This window comes from Halomicrococcus pelagicus (genome assembly GCF_050954125.1).
Map to the genome: position 1 here is coordinate 69,148 of NZ_JBPBWC010000003.1, position 18,449 is coordinate 87,596.

General features: G+C 67.6%; 21 protein-coding genes. 13 read left to right on the plus strand and 8 right to left on the minus strand.

The window, feature by feature from the left end; genetic code table 11:
- Nucleotides 1-11 precede the first annotated feature (11 nt).
- The 3 genes from ACRYA2_RS07930 to ACRYA2_RS07940 all read left to right on the plus strand — a co-directional run bounded on the left by ACRYA2_RS07930 (nt 12) and on the right by ACRYA2_RS07940 (nt 1,510).
- Nucleotides 12-467, plus strand: a complete 456-nt coding sequence (locus ACRYA2_RS07930) for a 30S ribosomal protein S19e (protein WP_433626217.1) — start codon at nt 12-14, stop codon at nt 465-467.
- Between the two features lie 100 nt (nt 468-567).
- Nucleotides 568-909: a DNA-binding protein gene (locus tag ACRYA2_RS07935; protein ID WP_113274710.1), complete on the plus strand. Its 342-nt coding sequence runs from the start codon at nt 568-570 to the stop codon at nt 907-909.
- A 1-nt stretch (nt 910) separates the two neighbouring features.
- Nucleotides 911-1,510: a DUF7411 family protein gene (locus tag ACRYA2_RS07940; protein ID WP_433626220.1), complete on the plus strand. Its 600-nt coding sequence runs from the start codon at nt 911-913 to the stop codon at nt 1,508-1,510.
- A 16-nt stretch (nt 1,511-1,526) separates the two neighbouring features.
- Here the strand turns inward: ACRYA2_RS07940 and ACRYA2_RS07945 are convergent, their stop codons facing one another.
- The gene (locus tag ACRYA2_RS07945) at nt 1,527-2,411 is read right to left on the minus strand and encodes an NAD-dependent epimerase/dehydratase family protein (protein WP_433626222.1); all 885 of its coding nucleotides are present in this window, start codon (nt 2,409-2,411) and stop codon (nt 1,527-1,529) included.
- 263 nt (nt 2,412-2,674) lie between these two features.
- Between ACRYA2_RS07945 and htpX the strand changes: the two genes are divergently transcribed.
- Together htpX and ACRYA2_RS07955 are read left to right on the plus strand one after the other, a co-directional pair.
- Nucleotides 2,675-3,550: a zinc metalloprotease HtpX gene (gene htpX / locus ACRYA2_RS07950; protein WP_433626225.1), complete on the plus strand. Its 876-nt coding sequence runs from the start codon at nt 2,675-2,677 to the stop codon at nt 3,548-3,550.
- Nucleotides 3,551-3,623: 73 nt separating this feature from the next.
- Complete coding sequence (locus ACRYA2_RS07955; RefSeq protein WP_433626227.1) at nt 3,624-4,490, plus strand: ubiquinol-cytochrome c reductase iron-sulfur subunit; 867 nt, start codon at nt 3,624-3,626, stop codon at nt 4,488-4,490.
- A gap of 1 nt (nt 4,491) precedes the next feature.
- Here ACRYA2_RS07955 and ACRYA2_RS07960 read toward each other — a convergent pair whose 3' ends face one another.
- Both ACRYA2_RS07960 and ACRYA2_RS07965 read right to left on the minus strand, forming a co-directional pair.
- The gene (locus ACRYA2_RS07960; RefSeq protein ID WP_433626229.1) at nt 4,492-5,013 is read right to left on the minus strand and encodes a DsrE family protein; all 522 of its coding nucleotides are present in this window, start codon (nt 5,011-5,013) and stop codon (nt 4,492-4,494) included.
- A gap of 91 nt (nt 5,014-5,104) precedes the next feature.
- The gene (locus ACRYA2_RS07965; RefSeq protein WP_433626232.1) at nt 5,105-7,078 is read right to left on the minus strand and encodes a MutS-related protein; all 1,974 of its coding nucleotides are present in this window, start codon (nt 7,076-7,078) and stop codon (nt 5,105-5,107) included.
- 125 nt (nt 7,079-7,203) lie between these two features.
- On the opposite strand from ACRYA2_RS07965, the gene larE reads away from it, so the two are divergent.
- The gene (gene larE / locus ACRYA2_RS07970; protein ID WP_433626235.1) at nt 7,204-8,106 is read left to right on the plus strand and encodes an ATP-dependent sacrificial sulfur transferase LarE; all 903 of its coding nucleotides are present in this window, start codon (nt 7,204-7,206) and stop codon (nt 8,104-8,106) included.
- Between the two features lie 209 nt (nt 8,107-8,315).
- Here larE and tatC read toward each other — a convergent pair whose 3' ends face one another.
- The gene (gene tatC / locus ACRYA2_RS07975; RefSeq protein ID WP_433626238.1) at nt 8,316-9,173 is read right to left on the minus strand and encodes a twin-arginine translocase subunit TatC; all 858 of its coding nucleotides are present in this window, start codon (nt 9,171-9,173) and stop codon (nt 8,316-8,318) included.
- Nucleotides 9,174-9,267: 94 nt separating this feature from the next.
- Here tatC and ACRYA2_RS07980 point away from each other — a divergent pair, with 94 nt between their 5' ends.
- The 3 genes from ACRYA2_RS07980 (at nt 9,268) to ACRYA2_RS07990 (ending at nt 12,581) form a co-directional block, all read left to right on the plus strand.
- On the plus strand, nt 9,268-11,583 hold the full coding sequence (locus tag ACRYA2_RS07980) for a twin-arginine translocase subunit TatC (RefSeq protein WP_433626241.1): 2,316 nt from the start codon (nt 9,268-9,270) through the stop codon (nt 11,581-11,583).
- A 100-nt stretch (nt 11,584-11,683) separates the two neighbouring features.
- Nucleotides 11,684-11,857: a ribbon-helix-helix domain-containing protein gene (locus ACRYA2_RS07985; protein ID WP_113274720.1), complete on the plus strand. Its 174-nt coding sequence runs from the start codon at nt 11,684-11,686 to the stop codon at nt 11,855-11,857.
- Nucleotides 11,850-12,581, plus strand: a complete 732-nt coding sequence (locus tag ACRYA2_RS07990) for a queuosine precursor transporter (RefSeq protein WP_433626243.1) — start codon at nt 11,850-11,852, stop codon at nt 12,579-12,581. The genes ACRYA2_RS07985 and ACRYA2_RS07990 overlap by 8 nt, the downstream gene beginning before the upstream one ends.
- Before the next feature lie 7 nt (nt 12,582-12,588).
- Here ACRYA2_RS07990 and ACRYA2_RS07995 read toward each other — a convergent pair whose 3' ends face one another.
- Together ACRYA2_RS07995 and merB are read right to left on the minus strand one after the other, a co-directional pair.
- Complete coding sequence (locus ACRYA2_RS07995; RefSeq protein WP_433626246.1) at nt 12,589-13,344, minus strand: RlmE family RNA methyltransferase; 756 nt, start codon at nt 13,342-13,344, stop codon at nt 12,589-12,591.
- 31 nt (nt 13,345-13,375) lie between these two features.
- A complete protein-coding gene (gene merB, locus ACRYA2_RS08000) occupies nt 13,376-13,987 on the minus strand; it encodes an organomercurial lyase (protein ID WP_433626248.1) in 612 nt (203 codons plus the stop codon).
- A gap of 76 nt (nt 13,988-14,063) precedes the next feature.
- On the opposite strand from merB, the gene ACRYA2_RS08005 reads away from it, so the two are divergent.
- Together ACRYA2_RS08005 and ACRYA2_RS08010 are read left to right on the plus strand one after the other, a co-directional pair.
- On the plus strand, nt 14,064-14,396 hold the full coding sequence (locus ACRYA2_RS08005; protein ID WP_433626251.1) for a winged helix-turn-helix transcriptional regulator: 333 nt from the start codon (nt 14,064-14,066) through the stop codon (nt 14,394-14,396).
- A gap of 190 nt (nt 14,397-14,586) precedes the next feature.
- Nucleotides 14,587-15,330: a DNA polymerase sliding clamp gene (locus tag ACRYA2_RS08010; protein ID WP_113274725.1), complete on the plus strand. Its 744-nt coding sequence runs from the start codon at nt 14,587-14,589 to the stop codon at nt 15,328-15,330.
- 21 nt (nt 15,331-15,351) lie between these two features.
- Here the strand turns inward: ACRYA2_RS08010 and ACRYA2_RS08015 are convergent, their stop codons facing one another.
- Nucleotides 15,352-15,939 (minus strand): DUF7474 family protein, encoded by a 588-nt coding sequence (locus ACRYA2_RS08015; RefSeq protein WP_433626253.1) that lies wholly within the window; start codon nt 15,937-15,939, stop codon nt 15,352-15,354.
- A 156-nt stretch (nt 15,940-16,095) separates the two neighbouring features.
- Between ACRYA2_RS08015 and ACRYA2_RS08020 the strand changes: the two genes are divergently transcribed.
- The gene (locus ACRYA2_RS08020; RefSeq protein ID WP_433626256.1) at nt 16,096-17,157 is read left to right on the plus strand and encodes a DNA primase large subunit PriL; all 1,062 of its coding nucleotides are present in this window, start codon (nt 16,096-16,098) and stop codon (nt 17,155-17,157) included.
- A gap of 2 nt (nt 17,158-17,159) precedes the next feature.
- Here the strand turns inward: ACRYA2_RS08020 and ACRYA2_RS08025 are convergent, their stop codons facing one another.
- On the minus strand, nt 17,160-17,363 hold the full coding sequence (locus ACRYA2_RS08025; protein WP_433626259.1) for a DUF7472 family protein: 204 nt from the start codon (nt 17,361-17,363) through the stop codon (nt 17,160-17,162).
- Nucleotides 17,364-17,759: 396 nt separating this feature from the next.
- On the opposite strand from ACRYA2_RS08025, the gene ACRYA2_RS08030 reads away from it, so the two are divergent.
- Nucleotides 17,760-18,449 (plus strand): SWIM zinc finger family protein, encoded by a 690-nt coding sequence (locus ACRYA2_RS08030; protein WP_433626261.1) that lies wholly within the window; start codon nt 17,760-17,762, stop codon nt 18,447-18,449.

Below are 18,449 nucleotides of genomic sequence, written 5' to 3' on the forward strand. Positions count from 1 at the left end.
AAATCAGTCCTATGACGACGCTCTACGACGTTCCGGCGGATGCGCTCATCGACGCGCTCGCCGAGGACTTCGAGGATCGACTCGACCAGCCCGACTGGGCGCAGTTCGTGAAGACGGGCGAACAGCGAGAACTCCCACCCGAGCAGGAAGACTTCTGGGCGCGGCGCGCCGCCAGCCTCCTGCGGAAGGTCGCGACCAACGAACCCGTCGGCGTCGAGCGCCTGGCGACCGAGTACGGCGGCAAGAAGGGCGGTTCGACCCGCTACCGCGTCGCCCCCGAACACCGCACCGACGGCAGTCGGAAGGTCATCCGGACCATCCTGCAGCAGCTCGAGGACGAGGACCTCATCCAGGTCAGCGACGGCGAAGGTCGCCGGATCACCGCCGAGGGTCGCAGTCTCCTCGACGACACGGCGGGCGAGGTCATGGAGGACCTCGACCGTCCGGAACTCGAACGCTACGCCTGAGCCTCCGTCGACGAGCCGTTCTCGCTCCGGAGAGTTCGCACCGCAATACCCCCGCTCCGTAATAGTTTTTGCCAGTGGACAGTAAGTAACACGTAGAGCTATGAGTGGCAGTCCTGACGACGAACGACTCGAAGAACTCCGCAAACAGAAGATGGAGGAGCTGAAAGAGCAGGAGGGTCAAGAGGAGGCCCAGCAGCAGGCCCAACAGCAGGCCGACGCCCAGAAGCAGGCGATGCTTCGCAAGCACCTCACCGACGGTGCGCGCAAGCGACTCAACTCCGTCCGGATGAGCAAGCCGCAGTTCGCCGAGCAGGTCGAGCGCCAGGTCGTCGCGCTCGCCCAGAGCGGTCGCATCAACGGCAAGATAGACGAGGACAAGATGAAAGAGATCCTCCGCGAACTGAAACCCGACTCCAAGAGCTTCAACATCCGTCGCCGCTGAGATGGACCTCGGACTCCTCTACAGCGGGGGCAAGGATTCGACGCTCGCCGCCCTCCTGCTCGACGACTTCTACGACGTGACGCTCGTCACCGCTCACCTCGGCGTCACCGACGACTGGCGACACGCCCGGGAGACGGCCGAGACCACCGGGTTCGCCTTCGAGACGGTGGAACTCGACGACGACGACGCCACGGAGGCGGTCGAACAGATGGTCGAGGACGGCTACCCCCGGAACGGCATCCAGCAGGTTCACCAGCGCGCGCTCGAAGCCGTGGCGGAGATGGACTTCGACGCCATTGCCGACGGGACCCGACGTGACGACCGCGTTCCGACCGTCTCCCGCGCGCAGGCCCAGAGCCTGGAGGACCGCCACGGCGTCGACTACATCGTTCCGCTGGCGGGGTTCGGTCGCGGTGCGGTCGACCGCCTCGTCGAGGCGAACCTCTCGGTCGAGGCCGGACCGAGCGAGGAAGTCCGGAAGGCCGACTACGAGGCGGAACTCCGGGCGCTACTGGCCCGCGAGCACGGCGAAAACGCCGTCGAGGACGTGTTCCCGGACCACGAACAGACGTACGTCACCGGACTGGTCGCCGACCGCTGAGCTCCGGCGTGCCGTCTCACTCGGTCGGCGGCGTGACGTCCGTCTCCTTCGCGGCGTCCCGCCAGGAGTGGACCGGACGCCAGTCGAGCGTCGACCGCGCCTTGGCCGTCGAGAGCGCCGAGTCGTCGCCGGAGACGGCACACTCCTCCGGCACCTGGTCGAACGTCTTCCGGAGCGCCTGCTCGATGGGTCGGTCGAGGTAGTTGTCCGCCGCCGCCACGAGGTACGGTTCGTGGCCGTCGAAGTCGCCCGCCAGCGACCGTTCGACGGCGCTGGCCAGGTCCCGGACATCGACGTACGACCAGCAGTTGCCCGCGCCCGCCGCGAGGTCGCCGCGAACGTCCCGGCAGTCGTAGTCGCCGGGGTACTGCACCCAGGAGGAACGCAGCGATGCGACGGGGACGTCGTGGCGACGGGCGACCATCCCGGCTATCTCCTCGCCGACCACCTTCGCAGTGCCGTGTGGGTCCTCGGGCCGCCGCGGATGCTCCTCGTCGACCGGGAGGTACTCCGGGGGCGTCCGCTCGGCGGAACACGAGAGCCCGTAGGCGCTCTCGCTCGACGCCCACGCGATGCGGGCGTCGTTGCGTCCGGCCGCGGTGAGGACGTTGTACGCGCTCGTCACCTCGTTCTCGAACACGCGCATGCCGGCGTGGCGCTCCGGCGACGGGAGCGCCGTCCAGTGGATGACCGCGTCGGGGTCGACGCTCCGCACGAGTTCCGCCGTCTCCGACTGGTCGGTCAGGTCGGCGGCCCGGAACGCCACGCAGTCCCGAGCGTCGACGCCGTCCGGACACGAGAGGGCTACGCAGGTAACGTCCCACCCGCCCACGTCGAGATGTCCCGTGAGCCACCGCACCGCGCGGTCGCTCCCCCCGGTCACGAGAACGGAATCAGCCATACTGGACCCTCGACGTTTGAGTCTTGGCCATGTGGACAGGCAAGTCCGGTTCTTCAGTAAACATTCTGGCTCTGCGCCGTCATCTTTCCGTAACAGGAGACGCAAATAACGCCGGTCCGGGAAACTTCCGGGCAGTCACGCCGTTCCGGCCGGCGGAACCGCACCGACGACGACGGCGGTTTCGCGCGAAGTTCGGCCCCGGCCCCGAACCGACCGCCGCCGAGCAACGAATCTTTAAACGGTCTCAATCCCTAGACGAGCGTATGAAATGGAAGGCAGACTGGGGGCTTCGGGCCCGGATGGGCCTGACGATGTTCCTGCTGTTCGCGCTGTACGTCGTCTTCGTCGGCGTGCTGTGGGCGTACACCTCGGGGAGCCTGTTGCTCATCGTGTTGCTCATGGGGAGCTTCTCGCTCGGCCAGTTCTTCTTCAGCGACAAACTGACGCTGTGGAGCATGGGCGCGAAGGAGGTGAGCGAGAACGAGTACCCCGAACTGCACGGGACGGTCGGTCGACTCTCCCAGCAGGCCGACTTGCCGAAGCCGAAGGTCGCCGTCGTCGACAGTCGCGTCCCGAACGCCTTCGCGACCGGTCGCTCGCAGAAGAACGCCGCCGTTTGCGTGACGACGGGGCTGCTGAACGCGCTGGACCGCGACGAACTCGAGGGCGTGCTCGCCCACGAACTCGCCCACGTGAAGAACCGCGACATGGTTGTGATGACCATCGCGTCGTTCCTCTCGACCATCGCGTTCCTGGTCGTGCGCTGGGGCTGGTGGTTCGGCGGCGGCGACCGGCGCAACCAGGCGCCAATCTGGGTCGCCATCTTGGCGTCGCTGGTCGTCTGGATAGTGAGCTACTTCCTCATCCGCGCGCTGTCGCGGTACCGGGAGTTCGCGGCCGACCGCGGCGGCGCGACCATCACCGGCAAACCGTCGGCGCTGGCGTCCGCGCTGCTGACCATCGACGGTCGGATGGACCGCGTGCCCCAGGACGACCTCCGCGAGGAGTCGGAGATGAACGCGTTCTTCATCATCCCCGTCAAGAGTGGCTTCGTCGGGAAACTGTTCAGCACGCACCCGAGCACCGAGCGCCGCGTCGAGAAACTGCGCGAACTCGAACGCCAGATGGAGTCGGCCTAATTTAACCGCGACGTCGCGCGCACCCGACCCGCAGACACATTTCCTCGCGGCACCAGTGTATGGTGGGGTTTCCATGTCAGAGGAGAGCGACAAGTACCCGGAGGAGTCCGGACGTCGACGGTTCGTCAAGGGCGTCGTCGGCAGCGCGGCGCTCGCCAGCGTTGGCGTCGGTAGCGCCACCCTCCTGAACGTATCGACCGAACCGTCCGGTAGCGGCGGGGGCATCACGCAGTACTTCGGCATCGAGATCGTCGACGGTCCGGCACCGAGGGGGATGCCACAGATTCCCATCGAGATAGACGACGAGGGGTTCCTGCAGGGCGTGTTCCCGGAAGCCCAGACCGTCGAACGACAGGGCCGGGAGGTCCAGGTCGCCCAGACGCAGATCGGCGGCATCACCTACTCCGCGGAGTGGTTCCAGTACTGCGGCGTCCAGACGTACCCCGGGGTCCGTCCCGACTCCGACCAGGACAACTACTTCCGGTACGCGGAAAGCTCGGAGTACGAGTGGCAGACGGAGGAGGTGTCGGCCGGCGACCGCGTGAACGTCTCCGACTTCGAGGACTACGAGACGTGGGGGAACGACATCGGCGTGGCGGGGCTCGGCAAGCCGGCGATGGCGACGTGGCGCTCCCAGGACGTGCCGCCGTCGGGGACGCTGCCCGTCCAGGTGCTTCGCGTCTCGCCGGACCAGTTCGAGCGGATGCAGGAGAACGTCGACGCCGGCCAGTGGCTGGAGGCGAGCATGCAGGAGAACTTCGTGGCGTGGCTCAACAAGTGCACGCACTTCTGTTGCGTTCCGGCGTTCAAGGGGACGCCCCAGAGCGCCAAGTTCGGGGCCGCCAACGACGTCTACTGTCCCTGCCACCAGTCGGTGTACAACCCGTTCAACCCGGCGGAGTACACGTTCGTCGCACTGCCGCGGCCCGAAGACGAGTGAGTCAGGGCGTCTTGACGTAGGCGTAGCCCTCCGACTGGAGTTTCGTGAGTTCGCCGACGCCGGCGGGGACCGTCTCGACGCCCTCCAGCAGGTCGTCGTTCGAGTAGTCGAACGCCTCCATGCTGTTGGCGCACGCCTTGAACACGACGCCGCTTTCGGCGAGCGACCGCACTTTCTCCGGAACGGTCGAGTCCGTCGTGAGGAGTTTGACGCCGGCGCCGTTGGCGACGAGCGCGACTCGCTCGACGTCCGTGGTGCCGTCGTCGAGGAGGTTCTTCACGTTCGCGGTGGCGTGTTTCTGGTGCTCTTCGCCGCTGCTGAAGTGGAAGACCGTGCTCATCGTTGTCGTCTCCGTGGTCGTCGTTTCGGTGTCCGTTTCGGTGGTCGCGGTCGATTCCGTCCCGGTTTCGGCGTCGGTCGGCGTCGTTCCGGCGTCGGTGCCCGTGCCGGAACAACCCGCGAGCGCGACCGCGGTGCCGGCACCCGCCAGTTCGAGGAACCGACGGCGAGAGTGGGTTCCCATCGGTCGCACGGAGGGGGCGAATCGTCTTTGTTAACTGGTACATAAAATCGCGGGCGTCCGGTCGAACCTCCGAGCCGTCGCCTCCGGCCGCCTACTCGAACTTCTCGAGCAGCCGACCGTAGAAGCCGTCCTCTCCCCCATCTGCCAGCTTCTCGACGATGAGTTCCGGCGTCGAGCGCGCGAGGTGGTCCTTGACGGGCGAGCGCTCGACCACGAGTTCGCCGTCGACCAGGCCCTTCGCCTCGATGCCGTCGACGGCCACCGGGTAGTCGGCGACGTCGCGTATCTCGTCGGCGAGGTGCGAGACGAACACGCCGGTCACGTCGCGTTCGCGGAGTTCTTCGAGGATGCCCGCGATAATCTTCGCGCTCGCGCCGGGTTCCGTGATGGACTCCAGTTCGTCCACGAGCACGAGTCGATTCCGCGCGCCGTCCGCGAGCGCTCCGAACTCGCGTAGCGTGGCCTCGAACGCGCCGGCGTCGAGGGTTCCCTGCGTCTTGGCGTGGTAGTGTAACTGCTCGAACCGCTGGAGGCGCACCGACTCGGCGGGAGCCGGCAGGCCCATCTGGGCGAGGACGACGACGAGCGCGACGAGGTTCAGCGTCGAGGTCTTTCCGCCGCTGTTGACGCCCGAGAGCAGCGCGACGCCGGAGACGCCGTAGTCCACCGGTTCGACTGCCTCGAAGGGGACGTCGAGCAGCGGGGAACGACCGCCCTCTATCTCGAACCCCCGACCGCTGAACTCGGGCATCGTGCAGTCGAAGTCCTCGGCGAATCGCGCGACGGCGAGTTCCACGTCGAGTTCCAGCGCGGCCTCGACCAGCCGTTCGGCCGGCTCGCGCCGGTCGGCCAGCGTCCCGGCGAGTTCCCGCTTCCGGCGCTCGGCCCGCCGCGACTTCGCCGTCTGCAACTCCTCGCGCAACCGCGAGACGACGCTCTCGTCGCGCTCGACCGGGAACGTGGGTTCGTCGGGGAACGCCCGCCGAGCGACCTCGGCCTCGCCGGCGTCGAGGACGAGCGCGTCGACCAGGTGGTCGCGGGCCGCCGCGACGGCCCCGTCGTACTCGTCGGCGAGCTCTCGGGAGAGCAACGAGTCGACGCCGGCACCTTGTTCGACCAGCGAGAGGAGGTCGGACCCCTCGATGGTGACGTCGCGCTCGCGGATGGCCTCGCGCATCCGGTCGTTGGCGACGCTCTCGGCGGCGGAGACGGCGGCGTCGAGGTCGGCCAGCGCGGTCGTCAGCCGGTCGAGTTCCTCGTCGCCCGCCACCTCGCCGTCGGCGTCCACCCGGGCCAGTGCGGCTTCGAGTTCGTCCAGGTCCAGCGGCGCGTCCAGGTCGGCGGCGCGATGGACCTCGGCGGCGGCGAGCAGGCGGTCCCTGTTCGCCGCGAAGAAGGCGAGCGGACGCTCGGGAACGACCTCGGCGGGGTCTTCCGTGGCGTCCGGTTCGACGCGCACGTCGCCCTCGACGGCGACGCCGGCGAACTCCTCGTCGAGCGCGACGACCGTCGAGTACCCCCGCGCGAGTTCGGCGAGTTCGCGCGCGTCGTCGACCACCTCCACAGGGAGTTCCGGGACGGCCTCGCGGGCGGCGGCGTACCGCTCGGCGTCGGTCGTCGCCAGACAGCGGTCTCGTACGGTCACGTCCGGGGGCGACGAGAGCGGTTCGACGCCGGCGAGCGCGTCGAGCACCTCGGGCGCGGGGTCGCGTTCCATCGCCCTCGCGGCGAACTCCCGCACCTCCTCGATGCGGGACTGAGCGGCGCTGGGATAGAACGTTTCGAGGCGCTTCTCGGCGTAGGTCGTCACCGTTCGCTCCTGCAACAGCGAGAGCGCGTCGCGGTAGAGTTCGCGCGCCCTGTCGGTCGCGAGGAACCCGCCGGGGTCGTCGTGCTTGGTCCGGATGGCGGCGCGCGCGATGGACGCCGCCCGCCCCTCGGTGACGCCGGGTGCGCGCGTCAGCGCCGCCACGTCGCCGGTTCTCAACGCGCGCTCCGGGTCGTCGAGTTCCGCCAGCGCGTCGGCCGTCTTCGTCCCGACGCCCGGTATCGCCTCGAACTCCATCGAGCGCGACTTTTCGCGTCACCGTTAAAAAACGTTCCCGACCCGGCGTCGCCCGGGTCGGAGTCGGCGCGACGCGACGGGGCCGACGCGAGGGGCTTTTGCCCGTCCGGACGCAACGACGGTGCATGTCGACTGTCGAGGAGAAACTGTCTGCCGTGCGCGAAGACCTCGCCGAACGGGACGGGGTGCTCGTCGCGTTCAGTGGCGGGGTCGACTCCAGCGTCGTCGCCGCCATCGCTCACGACGCGCTGGGGGACGACGCGGTCGCCTGCACCGCCAGGAGCGAGACGCTCCCCGAGGCGGAACTCGCGGACGCGAAACGCGTCGCCGACGAGATCGGCGTCCGTCACGAACTCGTCACGTTCAGCGAACTCGACGACCCCTCGTTCGTTGCGAACGACGACGACCGCTGCTATCACTGCCGGACGATGCGCCTCGGGAAGATGTTCGAGGCGGCCGAGCGCCTCGACATCGAGGTCGTCTGCGACGGGACGAACGCCAGCGACGTGGACGGCGACCACCGCCCCGGCCTGCGCGCAGTCGAGGAACTCGACGCCTACTCGCCGCTGCTCCAGCACGGCGTCACGAAAGCGGAGGTCCGGGAACTCGCCGACCGGTACGACCTCTCGGTGGCGGACAAGCCCTCCATGGCCTGCCTCTCCTCGCGCATCCCCACCGGACTCGACGTGACCGAGACGCGACTCACGCGCATCGAACGGGCCGAGGCCCTGCTTCGGCAGTGGGGCTTCGAGCAGTTCCGCGTCCGCGACCACGACGGCCTCGCGCGCATCGAGGTCGGCGGCGACGAACTGCCGCGGGCGCTCGACGAGGAGTTCGTCACCGCGGCTCGCGACCACCTCACCGACCTCGGATTCGACCACGTCACGCTCGACCTGCACGGCTACCGGACGGGGAGCGTGAGTCCGGACGAGACGACGGACGCCGCGAGCGCCGGCGACGGGAGCGCGACGGACGAACCGCTCGTCGAGGACGTGTTCGCGGCCGACTATCCGAGCGACGGCGAGTAGAAATCGAAGTGCGTTCGCACCCAAAGGGTGGCAGTTTGCTGGCACGCGAACTGCGGATAGCTGCTGGCACGCGAGCTAGGGTAGGCGCGAACGCTACCGCTAACTTGGAGTTCCACCCCCTTAGTAATCCGCAGGTTACGACGAAGGAAAGCGACCATTGTGACGTCGCCCGGCGAGCGTGCGTCGCGGCGTCGTCCGTCGGTCGCGGGCTACCTTCCCGTCCACTTGAGTAACAGCAGCGTTCCCTCGAACAGGAGGACCATGGTGAGCGCCACCATGAACGGAGCCATCCCGGTCGGGTCGGGGCTGAACAGGAAGGCGAAGCCCAGGAAGCCGCCCCAGAAGTACAGCCGGCGGTTGGCGAGCCACTGGCGGGTCGTCAGCCCCATCATGATGGCGAGCATCATGAGCAGCGGAATCTGGAAGACGACGGCGAGCACGCCCATCATCATCAGGATGAGGTTGAACGTCTTCGTCAACCCGAAGGCGATGGCGATGTCGGCGCTCTTGGTGTAGCTGAGGAAGTACGTGAAGATGGCGGGCAGGACGAGGAAGTAGGCGAACGAGATGCCGACGAACGCCAGCACGAGGCTCGTCGGTACCGCCGCGAGGTAGTACCGGCGCTCGTGGGGATACAGACCGGGACGCATGAACAGGTACGTCTGGTACACCATCACCGGCAGCGCGACGACGAGTCCGGCGAGGCTGGCGACCTTCAGCTCCGTCAGCACCAGCGCCAGGGGGTGAAAGAGCCGGGGTCGCGCCTCGTCGACCGGGAGGATGGAGTTCCAGAGGAAGTTGATGACCGTGTCCGCGACGGGGAAGACGAAGACGCTCACCGTGCCGGCGACGACGAGGACGACCGCCAGCCGCTTTATCATCTCCTCGATGTGGGCCGCGAGCGGCATCTCCTCGTCCTGGAGTGGCTCGCTCGGCTGGTCGTTGACGGCCGGCTCGGGGTCCTCCGGCGCGTACATCTCGGAGTCGTCCGGTGGCTGAGGGGTCTCCTCGGACGACGGCGACTTCGAGATGTTGCTGCCCGGTGAGGCCTCCGACTCTTCGCCCATTCACCCGAAGCGTAACGCCCCAGTTCTTATAGGCTTTCTTCATCCTGGGAGACGAGAAGATTGATAACTGGCACGCGGCTACGGTTCCGAAAGCATGTCCACCTCGGGGAGCAGCGTCATCGACGAGGATACCGCCCAGACGGTCGCCAGCGGTCGCGAAACCATCGGCACGATGCTCTCGGCGGCACAGACCCATCTCCAGAAGGTGTTCATCGTCTTCGTCGTCGGATTCCTGGGCACGTTCTACGCGATGTCGATGGCGGTCTGGCCGTTCCTCAAGCGGGTCACCACGTCGGAGATGCCGCGGGACATCATGAACCAGGTCGAGATAATCGCGGTGACGCCGTTCGACGTCATCCTGCTGCAGGCGAAGATATCGATGGTCGCCGGCGTCGTCTTCGCCATCCCCGCGCTGCTCTACCTCGCTCGCGACTCGCTGCGTCGCCAGCAGTGGTATCCCGACGTCTCCATCTCCTACTGGAAGATAGCCGCCTTCCTCGTGCTCGCCGCCGGCCTGTTCGTCGGCGGTCTCTTCTACGGCTACTCGCTCTTCTTCCCCCTGATGTTCCGGTTCCTCGCGAAGAACGCGGTCAACGCCGGATTCAGCCCGAAGTACGGCATCGTCGAGTGGACCCAGTTCGTCATCATCCTCTCAGTGTCGTTCGGTCTGGCCGCCGAGATGCCGCTCATCATGAGCGGACTCGGCTACACCGGTATCGTCCCCTACGAGACGTTCCGCGACAAGTGGCGGTACGCGGTTCTCGCCATCTTCGCCTTCGGCGCGATGTTCTCCCCGCCCGACCCGTTCACCCAGCTGATGTGGGCTGCGCCGCTGGTCATTCTCTACGGCTTCAGCCTCTACCTGACGAAGACGGTCGTGACCATCAAACGAGGGAGCGGCGACGTGAGCCTGGGCGGGACGCTGCGGCGGAAGTGGAACAACGTCCTGGGTCTCACGCTGTTCGCGGCCGTCGGAACGTACCTCTTCGTCACCCAGGGCGGCGGCGTCTACGTCCAGGAACGACTGCTACCGATGCTTCCGGCGAAGTACAGTCTGGAGACGCTGCCCACCCTCCAGCAACTGTTCGGTCTCCCGCGGGAGACGGCCGTCCTGGCGGCCACCGCCGTCGTGGCGCTGGCCGTGCTGGTCGTGGCGGTGCTGTACTACCTCTTCACCGGCATCCAGGAGACGGCCGCCCCGGGCCAGGGCGAGGCGTCGGTCAGGCCGACCGGCGGTCCGGCCGACCTCGACGTGTCCACCCTCGACGCCTCGGGCGTTCGCGCGGCCCCGCCGGAACTGTTCGCAGAGATGAGCGAGGCCGAATCTCTCCAGCACGCCCAGTCAGCGATGGACGACGACGACCCCGAGAAGGCCCAGGCCATCCTCGACCGCTTCGACGCGGTCACCGAGTCCGGGGACGCCGACGCGGCGGGCGACGAGACCGGAACCGCGGACGCGACGACCGAAGCGGCCGCTGCGGCGAGCGAGGACGACGAGGACGGCGCGCCGCTCGCGGAGGACGTCGCGCGCCAGCCGAGCGAAAGCGGCGGTGGCGGCGGGAACGTCTTCCAGAGCACGGCCGCCGGGATGGCGGACGCGTTCACCGAGGAGGAGACCACCGAGGACGACATCGGCGGCTACTACTACGACCTCGCGTTCATCTTCCAGAGCCTCACCTCGAAGATGTTCCGCATCGTCGCGGTGTTCATGCTGGTGCTCGCGTCGGTGTTCGTCGCGCTCTACCGGGGCGGCATGAGCGCGATAAACGAGGACTTCACGTCGCGGGTCCCCCAGCACGTCATCGCCGAGGTGGTCCAGGACGGCGGCACCCTGCTCCCTATCGTCACCCTCCACCCCGTCGAGGCGCTCGTGTTCGAGGTGAAGATAAGCACCCTGCTGGGCGCGCTGACCGTCCTCCCGATGGTGCTGTACTACGCGTGGCCGGCCATCGAGGAGCGCGGCCTCGTTCGCGGCGGGGGCGACCGTCGCATCTTCTTCGTCTGGGGCGGCGCGCTGCTCGGCGGCCTCCTCCTCGGAAGCGCCATCGGGTACGGGTTCGTCGCGCCGAGCATCATCTCGTGGCTCGTCGTGGACGCAAACCAGGCCAACATGGAGATCGCCTACCGGGTGAAGAACTTCTTCTGGCTGGTGTTCGCGACCACCGTCGGCATCGGCTTCCTCGTCGACGTGCCGGTGACCATGCTGCTGTTCGAGCGGGGCGGCATCGTCTCCTACGACACCTTCCGAGAGCGCTGGCGGGTGTTCGTCATCGGCGTGTTCGCGGTCGCGGGACTGGTGACGCCGGACAGCCTCTACACGATGTTCCTCGTCGCCGTTCCCACCTCGCTCGCCTACGGCCTCGGACTCGCGCTGCTCTGGGTCGTCACCCTCGGCGGCCGGCGCGGCTGACCCCGGCCCACCGTTCTGCGCGAATCCGGCTCGGCGACGCCCTGCGGTGGCGCGTGACTTCTGACGGAGCGTTTAAGTTTCGGACCGATAATATCCGGATATGACCAAGATAAGCGTCGAAGTGCCCGACGAGCTTCTCTCGGACCTGGACGACCACGTCGGCGAGGACGGCAAGTTCGTCAACCGTAGCGAAGCCATCCGGGCGTCCGTCCGGAAGATGCTCGACATCCTCGACGAGATCGACGAACGCCACGGGAGACTGGAGGATGACTGAGGCAGGACGGCGAGGAGACGCGATCGGAACGGGCCAGCTGGCCATCGTCGGACTGTTCGTCACGGCGCTGGTGACAGCCCAGTTGACCGCGGCGAAGGTGTTGCAGTTCGGCCTGCCGTTCTCGCTGCCCGTGACGGGGGACGCGCTCGTCCTGCCGGGGGCGGCGCTCGCCTACGCCCTGACGTTCTTCGGGTCGGACTGCTACGCCGAACTGTACGGCAAGCGGCCGGCCCAGCGGCTGGTCAACGTCGGGTTCGTGATGAACTTCGTGATGCTGGCGCTGGTCTACTCGACTATCGCGGCACCGGCGGCCCGGTCCAGCGTCGACCCCCAGCAGTTCAGGACCGTACTCGGTGCGAGCACCAACATCGTCGTCGGAAGCCTGCTGGCGTATCTCGTGAGCCAGAACTGGGACGTAATCGCCTTCCACAAGATTCGGGAGTGGACGGACGGCGACCACCTCTGGGCGCGGAACGTCGGTTCGACGGCAAGCAGCCAGGCCATCGACACCGTCATCTTCGTCTCGGTGGCGTTCGCCGTCCTGCCGGAACTGGGCGTCAACCCCGAACTCGGCCTGCCGACGGGGGTCCTGCTGTCGCTGATGGTCGGCCAGTACGTCTTCAAACTGCTCGTCGCGGTGTTCGACACGCCGTTCGTCTACGCCGTCGTCGGCTACCTCCGGTCGCGCGGACACGTCGCGTCCCGCCCGCGAACGGCGGACTGACGCCGGGTCAGTCGACGCGTTCTGCGAACCCGAACCGCGGCTTCACCTCGTCGACGCGTATCTCGACCGTCTCGCCCTCCTCCGTGCCGGGAACGAACAGCGTGTAGTTCTCCACCTTGGCGACGCCGTCGCCCTCGCTGCCGACGTCCTCGATGGTGACTTCCAGTCTGTCGCCCTCGCTAACCGGCGCGGTGAGCCGACCCCGGGCGACCAGGTACACCTCCGAGGACTCGTCCCGGGAGGCGTCCGGACTCATCGTTCGGACGTACTGGAACTCGTCCTCGACGTCCGCCCGGAAGTCGTCCAGGTCCGGCCCCTGGAACACCTTCACGACGAAGTCCCCGCCCGATTCGAGCAGTTCCGTGGCCGTCTCGAACGCCTGGCGCGCGAGGTGGACCGAGCGCGCGTGGTCGACGGTGTACTCGCCGGTCATGTTCGGAGCCATGTCCGACATCACCACGTCCGCCTCGCCGACGGTCTCGACGACGTCCTCGCGGGTCTCCTCGTCGGTCATGTCGCCCCTGACGGTCTCGACGCCGTCCAGCGGGTCGATGCGCTGGAGGTCGACGCCGACGACCGTCCCCGACTCGCCGACGCGCTGGGCGGCGACCTGGAGCCAGCCGCCGGGAGCCGCGCCGAGGTCGACCACCGTCGCGCCCTCGTGGAGGAGGTCGGCCTCGTCGTCTATCTGCTGGAGCTTGTACGCCGACCGGGAGCGATACCCCTCCTGTTTGGACTTGTTGTAGTAGTGGTCCTTCGTCATTTACTTGCTGTCACGTTACCGACGCTGGCGTTTACGCGCTTCGCTCTCCCGCCCGGACCATCTCGCCGGCCATCCCAAGTCCGCCCGCGAAGGGTATCGCCATCGTCTTCGCCTCCGGCACCGTCTCGGACCACCGCTCGTACTCCGCCATCGACGCGAAGGAGTTCACGTAGGTGCAGATCTGTCCGTACGCGACCTCCGGGTCGAAGCCGTCCGTCGCGGCGTCGCCCGCGCCGAGCGACAGCACCGCGTCCGACGGAGCGAACGTCATGCTCTCGCGCCCGACCTCCGCGACGACGGTCTCCGCGTCGACCGGCGTCTCGGAGCGGATTCGAACCGTCCCGTCGGTCAGGAACGGGACGAGGAGTGCGTCGAGGTCGCAGTGGAAGTACCTCGTCTCGCCGTCGATGGTGGCCTCGTGGCGCGAGTCGTCGGTGAGACAGAGGTCCTCGACGGCCGGCGGCCAGTCGGTGGCCGTCCGGGCGCGCCGCCGGAACTGGTTGACCCACTCGCCGAGCGTTTCCGGTCGGTCCGAGAGGTCGAACGCCCGTGCGAACCGCGCGCCGAGTTCCGGGGGGACCGTTCGACTTCGGTACGACGATTCTTCGAACGACACCGTCTTTTCTGGGCTGTCGTGCGTCATGCGACTACACTTTGGAACCCGAAGCTATTAAGATACGGAGTCCAAAGTATAAGAGTGGATTCGGAGGTTCGAAGCTATGACCGAGAGCGACTGTCCGACCGGAGACCCGACCTGCTACTGTCCGCTCACCGACGTGATAGACGTCCTGGGGCGAAAGTACGCCATCCCGGTCGTCTGCGCCGTCGACGCGCACGGACGGCTCCGATTCGGCGACCTCGAAACCCACTTCCCGGACGCCAGCACGTCGACGCTGTCGGCGCGGCTGGACGACCTCCAGGCGGCGGGGCTGGTCGACCGGACGCAGTACGACGAGATTCCGCCGCGGGTCGAGTACGAACTCACCGACGACGGGCGCGAACTCGCCGACCGGCTCGAACCGCTGGTGGAGTGGGTCGCCGGCCGGGAGTGACGGGCGAGGAGGATGGACGGGCGGACGAACCCGAGCGGACGAGGACGGCGGGGCGAGGAGGACGGCGGGAAAGGTGGGGGTCGAGCGAGGACCGGCGGACGGAAGAGAGACCGGCGGACGGGAGCGCCTCTCGCGCCCACGCGCGCGAACGGGTGACTTTTTATGGCGGGGTTTCGTAGCCTCCGCCAACATGTTCAAGGCTATCGTGAGTGCCGACACGCTCCGGACTACTATCGACTCCGTGGGCGTGCTGGTGGACGAGTGCAAGATCCACCTCGAAGAGGATGGCCTCTCTATCAAGGCGGTCGACCCGGCGAACGTCGGGATGGTGGACCTGCAGCTCGACGCCGAGGCGTTCGAATCCTACGAGGCCGACGGTGGCGTCATCGGCGTCAACCTCGACCGACTGGACAGTATCGCCGGCATGGCGAACTCCGACCAGCTCGTCGAGATGGAACTCGACGAGGAGACGCGAAAGCTCCACATCCAGATCGACGGCCTGGAGTACACGCTCGCGCTCATCGACCCGGACTCCATCCGTCAGGAGCCGGACATCCCGGACCTCGACCTCTCGGCGAACGTCGTCATCGAGGGCACGGACATCGACCGCGCCGTCACCGCCGCCGACATGGTGAGCGACCACATCGCGCTCGGCGTCGACGAGGACGACGAACTCTTCTACGTCGACGCGGAGGGCGATACCGACGACGTCCATCTCGAACTCACCCGCGAGGACCTCATCGACCTCACCGTCGGCCCGGCGCACTCGCTGTTCTCTCTCGACTATCTCAAGGACATGAACAAGGCAATCCCGAAGAACGGCGAGGTCTCCGTCGAACTCGGCGAGGAGTTCCCCGTCAAGATGCACTTCGAGATAGCGGAGGGGCTGGGGCAGGTCTCCTACATGCTCGCGCCGCGCATCCAGAGCAACTGAGCGTTCTACGTCTCCTTCGGCCTACAGACTCCGGTCGATGACCGACTTCGCGGCCTCCGCCTTCTCCTTCCAGCCGTAGCCCGTCTCGTAGACGTGACGCTTCTCGTCGACCAGTTCCCCGGGCGAGGACTCCTCGAAGCCGCCCCGGTCCCACGTCCCGCTGTCCCGCAGCCACTCGACCACGTTCTCGCGGGTCTCCTCCCAGGAGAGACCGACCATCTCGTACCAGGCGACCATGGCGAAGACGGCGTTGTCGTGACAGCCCGGGACGCTGCCCTTCTCGTAGATGGTGCGCATCGGCTCGATGGTCGGTTCCGAGACGGTCTCGCGGAACTCCTCGGCCGACAGCAGGCGGAGCGCGCCGTCCGTCTCGACGACGCGCTGTTCGTGGCGCAGGCGGTCGAGCGCCGCCTCGTGGAGCGCGTCCCAACTGCCGTGGGCGGCTTCGCGCAGTTCGCGTTCGGTGCGGGCCTCGGCCGAGAGGACGGCCACCACGTCGACGTAGGCCTTCTCGATGTCGGCCCAGGGCTCCCCGTCGAACCGGCAGTCCGGGCCGTGGAGGTTCGTCGTGGTCCGGCAGTCCGGACAGGGGTACTCGAAACGTGGCACGCACCGGCGTTCGAACGCCGCGGTAATAACCCGTTGGGTTCGCTCCGGCGCGGGTAACGTCGCGTTTCCTCCCGGCGTCGAACCGACGCGGCGGGGTAATCGTTCGTTACCGTCGGACCGTCGCGTTTATCGGGGACCGGTTCGGAACGGGATAGCATGAACGCGCTCCACGCCCGGTACCCGTTCCTGTCGGCGGCCCGCGACGCGGTCCGCGAGGCGGACGTGGAGATCGCCGCCGTCGTCTCCGGCGACGGCGACCGCCATCCCGCCGTCGAGCGCGGCGTCGAACGCGTGCGCCGGGCGCTGATGGACGGCACGGTCCGACCGCCCGAGGACGGCCGGCGCTGGAACACGAGCGCGGAACTGCTCTCCTATCCCGTCGCGCGCCTGCTCGTCTCGCTGCTGGACGCGCCGGGGGCCGTGGAGAAGTACGCCAGCGCGGAGGCGGACACCGCCTACGAGACGTTCACGTACGACTTCGAACACCAGGACGACCGGACGCGCGAGACCATCGACCTCGACGCGCTGCTCGCGGACTTCGACCTCGCGGACGCGGTGGAGCGACGGCGGGAGGGGTTCGGCGTCGCGGTCGGCACCTACCTCTCGCTCGCGGCCGACCTGCGCGGGGACCGGTGGCGACTCGCCGGGCGACGACTCGGCGACGGGTGGGTCGCCATTACGGCGGCCGAACTCCACGAACTCCTCCGGGAGTCGGTGAAAGACCGCGTGGCGGCCGACCTCCCGCTGGACGTGCCCGAGGAACTCGCGGCCGGTCTCGCCGACGAGGTGTCGGAACTGGAGTCGTCGTTCACGGACGCCGACTTCTCCCACGACATCGACACGCTCGCACCGCCGCTCTTCCCGCCGTGTATGAAGGCGCTGGTCGAGCGTGCGCGGAGCGACGACGCGCTGGACGACCACTCGTGGTTCTCGCTGGTCGCGTTCCTCACCGGCATCGGTCTCGACGCCGACGAGGTACTGTCGTTCTGTGCGGTCGAGTCCGGGTCCCAGGCCGACAGGGTTCGCTACCGGGTCGAACGCGTCGCCGACGACGGCGACGGCCAGTACGCGCCGCCGAGCTGCGCGACGATGCAGGCGTACGGCGACTGCGTCGACCCGGACGAGCGCTGCGAGTCCATCACGCACCCCATGGCGTACTACGAGGATGCACTGGCCGACGGCGGCGAGGTGACGGACTGGCGCGAACGAGAAGCGTAGTTCTAGTGCTGGTTGGCCAGCCAGTAGCCGATACCGCTCATCAGGACGACGAAGGCGACGATGATACCGACGATGGCGAGCGCTCCCTGCTCCGTCAGACCGCCGCTGTCGAACCGCATGCCGACGACCATGGTCGCGACGATGAAGAACCCGACCGCAGCGACGGAGATGACGATATCGCGGAGCGTTTCGCGCTCGACGTTCATGGGCGTCCGTTCCCGCGGTGGTTTCAAAAACACTGCGTTTCGAAGTCGCTCCGACCGCGTCGAACGCGCAGCGGTCCGACTGCTCTCGCACCCGCCTCGCTCTCCTCGCTCTGCCCGCTCGTTGGCCCCTCGCCCTCCCTCGTCGGCCCCTCGTCGGCCGGTCGAATTGACCACCCCTCTCGGTCGCCGAAGCGGGGGTAGTTCAAGCCGCCGTCACCGCCGAATCTGACCGCGAGAGGCGTGTGAGCTTGCAGAAACAGGTGAAACTCTTACCAGCGTCCAGCCCCTACGATTGGATACGCGGACCCGACGGACGGCGCGACGAGAACGCCGGACAGCGCCGAGACAGTAGCCACGGTAGCCGTGTCGAGACGGACCGCACAGGAGGAAGCAACTATGCCAAACACAGCCGCTTCCAGGAAAGCATCGCTAGTACCGCTCCGCGAGACGGGCGAGGAGGACGCTCGCTCCCAGCGCGCCCGTGCGGAGCGGATGGCCGTCGCTCCGCTCGGCGGCGGTCTCTACGAAGTCGAGAGCCAGAGCAACGAGACGTACTTCGTCGACCTCCCCGGCGGCCGGTGTACCTGCCCGGACCACATGTTCCGCGGTGTCCGGTGTAAGCACGTCCGCCGGGTCGCCATCGAGATCAACGAGGGGCGGGTCCCCCCGCCGGGCGAGAAGGCCGCGGAGTGTACGTCCTGCGGAACGACGGTGTTCGTCGACGAGAACGCCGACGGCGTCCACCTCTGTGAGCACTGCGACCTGCCGACGGGAACGCCGGTCGTCGACCGGGAGTCCGGCGACCTGCTGGTCGTCGTCGAGGTGACCGACCGGCGCGCCGACGAGGTCGACGTGCCGGACCGCGACTGCACCGTCGCGGAGTACCCGAACAACGTCGACTATCCGGACGACGACCCGGTGGTCGAACTGCTCTACCCGCTTCCGAACGACCTCGGCCCGGGAGAGATTCAGCCGCGCCACCTCCGGCGCTACTCGTTCCCGCTCTCGCGACTCGAACGGCGCGAACAGCGGGACGACGAGCAGACGGCGCTGACGGACTTCCCCGCCACGACGCAGGAGGAGTAG